The organism is Lederbergia citrisecunda, from assembly GCF_018343695.1.
Lineage (GTDB): Bacteria > Bacillota > Bacilli > Bacillales > Bacillaceae_C > Lederbergia > Lederbergia citrisecunda.
The window spans coordinates 1-7,548 of sequence record NZ_JAGYPJ010000003.1; the positions used below are offsets into that span (position 1 = coordinate 1).

A 7,548-nucleotide genomic window follows, 5' to 3' on the forward strand; every position below is an offset into this window, starting at 1 on the left:
CTGTTTCTTTTTCAACATCGGTTACGTATAACCATTTATCATTCATCAGGCATGCACCCTTTCATTTTATGTTCATAATTCTATTATTCTATATAGGACAAGGGATTTCCTCGTTCATGAGCATGAACGTAACCGTATTATGTTCATGAAATTTTGATTCTATTGTAATTCTCCATTCATTATCTTTCTGAAAATAAAATTCGCTCTAGCTTGTCTTTTTGCTGGGTCCGAAATCCAGGGATGAGTTTTTTCAAATTCCTCAATATCACTTTCTAAAAGTAAAGCTATCCGACCATTAGAAACGTATTGTATCGGCTTTGGAAAATCAGCTTCAGCAAATTTTTGATGAATGCTCTGTCTCGGCATATCCCATCTTGTAACTAAGTCTGAAACAGTTAATAGTTTAGGAATTTCGCTCATATTTTTTCATCGTCCTTTTCATTTTCCACTTTAATCACGACCTCAGAATCGGAGGGAGTGCCCATTTATACACTGACACTTGTCAGTCCTATCTTACGATGTCCTGATCGGTCAGTGCAATGGGTTTTTTTCTGCGAAAAAAAGACGTTCAACTTTGTTGAATAGCCTCCGGAGAAATGTCAAAAATTTTCAGGAATAATGATTCTTTCTTCTGTTTTGGGCTATACGAATTCGGTGTTTACATCAATAGCATAAAAGCCGAGTTTATTTGTGTCTTGATCGATAACTGGCTCTAACGATGTTATAGGTTTTGTTCCAGAAGGACGTAATCCCTTTCTAAGTGAAATAAGAACTTCGGTTTCCTGGTCTAGTTTTTGCAATTGCTCGATTAGCTCTTTTACTTTCATGGATCATTGCTCCTTTGTTTTTTGTTATTTCCTTCGATGTTTTCTTTTGAAAATACACGACGAAGGAGTTTTTTATCACGCTTGACGAAAATCTAGCAATATCGTTGATATTGTTGATTTTAGCACGACACTCCATAGAGTGTATAAGTGCGCCATTCAGATTATGGGAGTAATGATGAGGTTGTTGTTTTGAATGTTTATTTTATGTTTAATAAAGGTTTATTAATTGTTTATCATGACATCACCCCGCCCACCATTCTGATCACTGGCAGCAAAACTGATTCCTTCGCATTCTATCGCCTTTTTCTTGGCCAGTTTACCTATAGGGGTCACGGCTCTCCACTTTGTTTTTACCCGTGACCCCTATAGGTAAACTTAAGAAATAAAGGCAAAGAACGCTCGTAGGGGAGGTAAGAGTGGGGAGTAGTTGGGATGGTGGGCGGGGTGTAAGAAGAGAAGTTAAGAGAGAGTGTTAGTTTAATTTGTGTGGAGTGTGGATGGAGTAAGTAGAGTATAGTGTGTGATGTTTAGTAGATAGTTAGTAAGAAGAGTAAGTTAATTAGTTGAGTAATATTAGGAGGAGTGGGTTTTAAAGTAGTAGATAGTAAGAGCGTGTGTGGGTGTAGAAAGATATAAATTTAGTGGAGTGATATCTTATTTGGGTGGAAAGGGAGAATTGTACGAGTAATAAGGAATATGAGAACGGTAGTTGATAGCAGGGTAGAAGCAGCGTAATCCTTGTCGACGGGTTTTGGGTTGCCTTTATGGCAACCTTTTGTGCCTTTATGGCAAGGAAATGGTTTAAATAGATTGTCACTTGATTTTAGGTTACTTTAAATATTATAATAAAGGTAACTTTTAAAATAAGAAAAGAGGGAAAACATGCTTGAATTATTGGATTTTCATAAAAAAATGTATGATGCTCGTTGGAATGGCGAAAAGGATTTGTATATGACAATGGAGCTATTAGAAACTGAATTTATGACATTAGCGAGTAAAAATAATGTCAGTTACGAAAAAGTAAATGAAATGTTGGAACAGCTTTATATACCACCTTATAAATACAATCTTTTACCTGAACATTTAAGACATTCTAATTCAGCAAAAAGAGAAAGTGCCGGTCGTCCGAGTCTAGGAATAACAAAAAAGCTTTCACTGACGCTGCCTAAAGATATTTGGGATAAGATTGAAAAAGAGATTGAGGAGAAAGAATTAAAATCTATGTCTGCTTATCTTCGTAGGATGATTTTGAATCATTATAAGAATACAAGATGAAATGGAGGGAATCTCTATGATTTGTTCTTATTGTCAATCAGAGCAACCGCCATACGCTGAATCATGCGTTTTTTGTAACGCTCCTATAAACGCTAAGCGCCCAACATTAAAGGAATTTATCCATATAGATCAGGCAGAACTTCCTTTTGAGGAATTATGCCTTTTTCATACATATGACTTGTTACTTCTTCTTCGACTAGTGAGAGAAGAAAGAACTAATACCTATAAACTTATGAGAACTGTTCAGAAGGCTCCAGAAGGCGTTTTGATAGATTCAGACACTCTAACCTTTACTGAAACAGAATATAGGTGTTATACAGCACGTATGAGAGTTTTAGAGGGGATTTTAATAGATCGTATGGGGTATAAGCCTAAGAGGGTAGACGACAAGCTTCTAGTATCTTTGAAAGCGAAAATAGAAAATGACTAGAAAAAAGGGGAAATTATTGGTATTGTCGAACTATAGACATAAGAAAAACCGCCCTGTCTTTGGTCGGATAGGCGGTTCTGAAACAAGCAGGGATTAATCCCTTATGCACTTTGAATACATATATTCTAACATAAAGAGATTAATTCCTGCTACATAAAAGGGAGAGAATGTAGTGGGAAAAAATAACATAGTAGATTTTAAGAAAAAAATGAATGAAGCTGAAAGCAATTCTAGACGAGGAGAACTTGATTTAGAGAAATTGAAATACGCTTTAGATCATGGTGGAATACCACAAGAAGATTTAGAAAAGGCTCTTTCTTTGTTAAGTAGAGGAACTGGAAAAGAACTTTACATAGGAACTAAAAAAAGCCCTCAGTCGAAAGTGAGGTTTGCTCAATTCTTGCAACGAAATTGGGAGTTTTTAAGAAGCGAGAAGTATTTTACTAGTGAAGAAAAGGTTTTTTTAACTGATATTCAATCAAACATCAGTATGCACTCAAATGCTATTGTAGACGACATAATGAAAAAACCTGCAAATGCATTAACGATTCAAGGTTTAGCTGATTGTTTAAATACATCACGAACAAAGATTAGTAGAGTAGTAAATGCTTTAATTAAAAAAGGCATTCTTGCAAAAGCAGTTTCAGGTGATACTAGAAACGTAAACCAAGCAAAGGACTATGTGCTATTCATAAACCCAAATATCATTTATGTAGGAGATAAAGATGATGTAGAAGAACATTTAGTCTTGATGTTTAAAAAACAAATGAAAAACAATTTAATACTGAAAAATTTACCTCAAAAATTATTCTAACTAAAAGAGCCATTACGGCTCTTTTTTTCTTTCTTAACCGTATCAAAAATGATACGGTACCGTATCATTTTTGATACGGTACCAAATCTCTAAAACTATTGATACATCAAGGTTTTTAAAGCTTTTAATAGGTCTTATACTCTCACTCTCTATTAAATAGCAATTCGCTGATAGATTCCCATATTAATTATATGTGTATTTCGTTTCTTGCCATAAAGGCAAAAAGGTTGCCATAAAGGCAACCAAAATCGTCTGTAAGGGAAATACGGAGCTGGGAGTTTTGGAAAAGAAAAAACGAGTAGAGCTGAAAGAGGGGCTCTACTCGTTCTTTGTCGATGTCTACTTTTCACTTTTATTATAGCATACTGGCAGGTATTTCAAGGTTAAATAAAAATAGGCTCAATAATTAGTTTGAGCCTGTTTTTATTTTATTTAAGTTTTTGGTAAGGTAGTCAAAATAACAAACGAAACTTTTACTGGGATAAGTGTAATCTTTGAAGGAAATTTTTATAACCACATAAATGCTAAACGTACTAGAAAACACGTACCGAATAAAAAAATAAACCACCCTTAAGAGTGGTTTATTCTATAAATCATTATGAATAGTTTTTCGATTATATCATTATTTTTGACAGTAGACATTCTATTTTTTTTTCTTAACGAATCTTGGTTCGTAATCAGATAAAACTTCAAATATCTCGTCTCCTGTAATGTAGAGATGATGTTCTAAGTTAGGGTGGGTTTTCCGATTAATGATAGGATTCGAGTCAAACATTTTTAAGTACTTGGAATTTTCCATTTTAAAAAAGTAGGCAGCTTCAGGGTCAACCCTGCCGCCGATCTCTTCTTCTATATAACGGATATCGAAGTTTCCTGTTTCAGTTGAAAATCTAAAGGCCCAAACATAGTATTCTACAGGGGAAATCCTTTGATCATAGATAATGTCAAGTTGATTATCTTGTAAGTCTTCAAGGGTTATTTTTAAATAATCACTATGTCTGTTTACATTAGTTAAATTAATATCATATAGATATTTTGCCTTTAAATTTATAACAGGTTGCCATATATGAAGTTTTTCTTTCTTGTCAAATGAGTGCATTTTCTGACCTCCTTAAGGAGTAAATCTTACTTTATCCCAAGTCTGTGTACCACTAATAGCAGGATATTGAAGTGTGGGTTCTGCAGTAGATTTAGATACAGGATAATATGTAACAGTTTTCCCTTCGTGTGTTTTAGTTTTAACACCTTCAGGTCGATTTACCGGATTGCCTGGCATCTTGTTAAAATCGCTTAATGCTCCATTGTTTCCCCCGACTTTTCGGAAATTTCGTACATCTTTAGTGGTATTTGTAAGAGTAGCGGTTCTTAAAATTCCTGCCCAAGCTATACTTCCCCCCGAACATTGTATTGTGACTAAATCATCTGATAATAATTGTGGTTCAATACTGTTAGGAGAGCATGTGATAGGGTCTGCGCTGGCTAAATTTGTTCCTTCAAACATACTAAATATCAGAAAAACCAAAAGCAACGAGCAAACAACTTTAAAAAGTTTCAAAAAAGTTCCCTCCTAAATTTTTGATTTTTGTTAATAAAACAATGATCCATGTTAAAGCTTATAATTAAAAAATGTTTTACCATCCTCCTTTGAAAAATTCTTATAATTGATGACGACTAAACCATTAAAATTGTTTCTGAATTATTGTGAAAATCTTATATTTTAGTAGACATAACATCAGAAATAGGAAGTCACTTAAATAACGAACCCCTGAATTTCGCCATATTTGATCAAATTTAGGGGTTTTCATGTTGGGAAATAATTATAAAACAAGTGAAAAGTAGAGAAGAAGAATCTCTATTTTTCGCTTGTTTTCTTGTGTTTTCTATGTAATGTAAATCATGTTTATTTAAAATTTTACATTTTATTTACAAAAATTACTTTATTTTCAATTTTTAGAAGGTTTTTTACATTTTTAGTAGAATATTGTATTCGTATTTAAAAAAAGGGGGATTTATGTGAGAAAAATAATTGCTATTATTTTTTGTTTAATTTTAGGAGTTGCGTTTTCTGTACAAGCTTCAGGAGCAAGTAAAGAAGATTTGTTATTAAAAAAAGGTGAAGATTTTAAACTTTTGTTAGATGAGGTTGATCTTTTTGTAGAATTTGATTCTGAAACAAATTTAGTTACGATTGATGAAACTAGCGCTAAGAATAATGGTGTTTCGTCTGAAGCTATTGAACTAGCAAAAAGATTTTTTGATGGGCAGAATTTTTTAATATCAACTGCTATCGGTAGAGAGTTTACTGAAAGTGAACAAGACTTTGTTGATAGCTATATGGAAGAATTTACACCTTTATTTGAATATATTGCTAATGGATTTGAAACCGAGGAAATTAACGATGAGGAAATGAATCAATATAATATGACAGCATCGGTTGACAATGAATTATTAGCTTATTCGGAAGATTACATTCAGGATCAAATAGATCTTGTTTTCGATTATGTTTCATTTGACGAAGAAGGAATTGCATCTATAGATATTGCAAAAGCGCGAAAAAACAATGTTCCGGAGGAAGCTATCGAAATTTCAAATAAAGCATTTGATTATCAAAATAAAGTTTTAATGGAGTTGAAAGAACCTAATTATTCACCTTATTGGGATATACCCGGTGGCTGTGGAGGAAATGTTACTAAACCACATCGTTGCCCTCCACGATTACAAATGTTTTTTAGAATAGCTTATCACGAAGCGGTTTCTCATCTTAAATCTGCAGGTTATCATGGAACCTCTTGGCCTTATGGAGGAGCTCTGCCTTGGAATCCAAATCGTGATTTTACTAAAGTAGTAAATGCATATAATTGCAACAATGGTCCTTTTCGTACTCAAGCAATATTAAGCGACAAAGGGAGAAATGATGGATATTATACTGTCTATACACAATCACCTGAACCAAATCCAGAAGTTACTAAATATATAGGTCCTAAGGGTAGCTATATGTGGCTTTCTTATGTATATTGGTGGCATATGAATTATTGCTAATCATATTAATATCTGTATAAAAGAAATATTCATTCCCTTTAAAAAGGATGATACCAATGCACGGAATTTTAATAGTTATAATGCTACCTGGTATTATTTTTATTGCTTCAATTGTTGGTTTTTTATTGCTGAAAAAATGGTATATAACTCCAATAATAATTTTTATTATTCTTACACTGTTAGCTACTACTATTGTTAAAGGTACACTTTTTAGTTATGTGATATTCTATACTGGACTTTCAGTTGCAGTAAGTCTTACTATGAAATCGATAAAAAATAATAATTAATATGTAGTTAATGCAAACAGGCGAAAAACAGAGAAGAAAAATCTTCCCTTTTCGCCTGTTTGTTTTCATTGTTTTGGTAAATCAATTATGTCATAAGCTTCATCGTTTTCATACCATTCCACATCATCAGGATTATTGGGATCTAATAGCACATTCCCGAATCCATCTGATTTTAATTTCCTTGGCTTACTTTTGAATTTACGGTCAAGCTTGGCAATTTCCAGCAAACGTTCCTCAACAGATTTTTTTTTATCGCTCAATTTTTTACCTCCTTTATTACTATTCCTTCTTTCCTTTAAAAAATTTTGTGAAAAATCCTTTTTTTTCGCTATTACTAACTGCAATTTCTTTCTTGGTTTCTTGGATTTCCCTGATTGATTGGAGTAATTTTTGATCTCTTTCTTCTAATTTTGTGTTTATGTATTCCTGCTGTTTTTGGATAGTTTCAAGGAGTGACTGATTAAATTTCTTTTGTTCTTCCATGTCCTTTTGCAGTTGTACCAATACTTCACTGGCGTTTACGGTCATCTCTCGTTCATCATGAGTCACGGTTATGGTCATGGGTATGTTCATGGATCTAAGGGCATCTTCAATATCTTCTAAACGTTTGCCTTGATCGTATAAGTCCCTGATATTTTTTATAACTGAAAGAGACTCACTGGCAACCATATAGATCTTACCTCTTTTTTTCAATTGCAAATGGTGTCCATGATTTCTTATATATCTTCTAATCGTAGCACTTGGTATGCCTGTTTCTTTTTCAACATCGGTTACGTATAACCATTTATCATTCATCAGGCATGCACCCTTTCATTTTATGTTCATAATTCTATTATTCTATATAGGACAAGGGATTTCCTCGTTCATGAGCATGAA

General features: G+C 33.3%; 11 protein-coding genes. 5 read left to right on the forward strand and 6 right to left on the reverse strand.

The features are described 5' to 3' along the window. Positions 1 to 159: 159 nt before the first annotated feature. Together KHA93_RS22930 and KHA93_RS22935 are read right to left on the reverse strand one after the other, a co-directional pair. Positions 160 to 420: a hypothetical protein gene (locus KHA93_RS22930; RefSeq protein ID WP_213113249.1), complete on the reverse strand. Its 261-nt coding sequence runs from the start codon at positions 418 to 420 to the stop codon at positions 160 to 162. 221 nt (positions 421 to 641) lie between these two features. Then, on the reverse strand, positions 642 to 827 hold the full coding sequence (locus KHA93_RS22935; protein ID WP_213113250.1) for a hypothetical protein: 186 nt from the start codon (positions 825 to 827) through the stop codon (positions 642 to 644). Positions 828 to 1,709: 882 nt separating this feature from the next. Here KHA93_RS22935 and KHA93_RS23440 point away from each other — a divergent pair. The 3 genes from KHA93_RS23440 (at position 1,710) to KHA93_RS22950 (ending at position 3,346) form a co-directional block, all read left to right on the forward strand. Continuing rightward, on the forward strand, positions 1,710 to 2,102 hold the full coding sequence (locus KHA93_RS23440; protein WP_233711650.1) for a hypothetical protein: 393 nt from the start codon (positions 1,710 to 1,712) through the stop codon (positions 2,100 to 2,102). Between the two features lie 16 nt (positions 2,103 to 2,118). Continuing rightward, positions 2,119 to 2,532, forward strand: coding sequence for a hypothetical protein (locus KHA93_RS22945; RefSeq protein WP_213113251.1), 414 nt, complete (start codon positions 2,119 to 2,121; stop codon positions 2,530 to 2,532). A gap of 208 nt (positions 2,533 to 2,740) precedes the next feature. Continuing rightward, entirely contained in the window at positions 2,741 to 3,346 is a 606-nt protein-coding gene (locus KHA93_RS22950; protein ID WP_213113259.1) for a MarR family transcriptional regulator, read from the forward strand. 643 nt (positions 3,347 to 3,989) lie between these two features. Here KHA93_RS22950 and KHA93_RS22955 read toward each other — a convergent pair. Beyond that, positions 3,990 to 4,445, reverse strand: a complete 456-nt coding sequence (locus KHA93_RS22955) for a hypothetical protein (RefSeq protein WP_213113252.1) — start codon at positions 4,443 to 4,445, stop codon at positions 3,990 to 3,992. A gap of 12 nt (positions 4,446 to 4,457) precedes the next feature. Next, entirely contained in the window at positions 4,458 to 4,901 is a 444-nt protein-coding gene (locus KHA93_RS22960; protein WP_213113253.1) for a hypothetical protein, read from the reverse strand. Positions 4,902 to 5,359: 458 nt separating this feature from the next. On the opposite strand from KHA93_RS22960, the gene KHA93_RS22965 reads away from it, so the two are divergent. Together KHA93_RS22965 and KHA93_RS22970 are read left to right on the forward strand one after the other, a co-directional pair. Continuing rightward, entirely contained in the window at positions 5,360 to 6,385 is a 1,026-nt protein-coding gene (locus tag KHA93_RS22965) for a hypothetical protein (RefSeq protein ID WP_213113254.1), read from the forward strand. A gap of 56 nt (positions 6,386 to 6,441) precedes the next feature. Then, the gene (locus KHA93_RS22970) at positions 6,442 to 6,672 is read left to right on the forward strand and encodes a DUF2651 family protein (protein ID WP_213113255.1); all 231 of its coding nucleotides are present in this window, start codon (positions 6,442 to 6,444) and stop codon (positions 6,670 to 6,672) included. A gap of 65 nt (positions 6,673 to 6,737) precedes the next feature. On the opposite strand, the gene KHA93_RS22975 is transcribed toward KHA93_RS22970, so the two are convergent. Beyond that, the gene (locus tag KHA93_RS22975) at positions 6,738 to 6,932 is read right to left on the reverse strand and encodes a hypothetical protein (RefSeq protein WP_213113256.1); all 195 of its coding nucleotides are present in this window, start codon (positions 6,930 to 6,932) and stop codon (positions 6,738 to 6,740) included. A gap of 19 nt (positions 6,933 to 6,951) precedes the next feature. Then, positions 6,952 to 7,467 carry a DUF3967 domain-containing protein gene (locus KHA93_RS22980; protein ID WP_213113257.1) on the reverse strand — a complete coding sequence of 172 codons (516 nt, stop codon included), beginning with the start codon at positions 7,465 to 7,467 and terminating at the stop codon, positions 6,952 to 6,954. Between the last annotated feature and the right edge of the window lie 81 nt (positions 7,468 to 7,548).

Bases quoted from the DNA above. Each gene is read 5' to 3' on its own strand.
- KHA93_RS22980 (WP_213113257.1), bottom strand. From the start codon at position 7,467: ATGAATGATAAATGGTTATACGTAACCGATGTTGAAAAAGAAACAGGC.
- KHA93_RS22945 (WP_213113251.1), top strand. From the start codon at position 2,119: ATGATTTGTTCTTATTGTCAATCAGAGCAACCGCCATACGCTGAATCA.
- KHA93_RS23440 (WP_233711650.1), top strand. From the start codon at position 1,710: ATGCTTGAATTATTGGATTTTCATAAAAAAATGTATGATGCTCGTTGG.
- KHA93_RS22955 (WP_213113252.1), bottom strand. From the start codon at position 4,445: ATGCACTCATTTGACAAGAAAGAAAAACTTCATATATGGCAACCTGTT.
- KHA93_RS22935 (WP_213113250.1), bottom strand. From the start codon at position 827: ATGAAAGTAAAAGAGCTAATCGAGCAATTGCAAAAACTAGACCAGGAA.
- KHA93_RS22950 (WP_213113259.1), top strand. From the start codon at position 2,741: ATGAATGAAGCTGAAAGCAATTCTAGACGAGGAGAACTTGATTTAGAG.
- KHA93_RS22970 (WP_213113255.1), top strand. From the start codon at position 6,442: ATGCACGGAATTTTAATAGTTATAATGCTACCTGGTATTATTTTTATT.
- KHA93_RS22930 (WP_213113249.1), bottom strand. From the start codon at position 420: ATGAGCGAAATTCCTAAACTATTAACTGTTTCAGACTTAGTTACAAGA.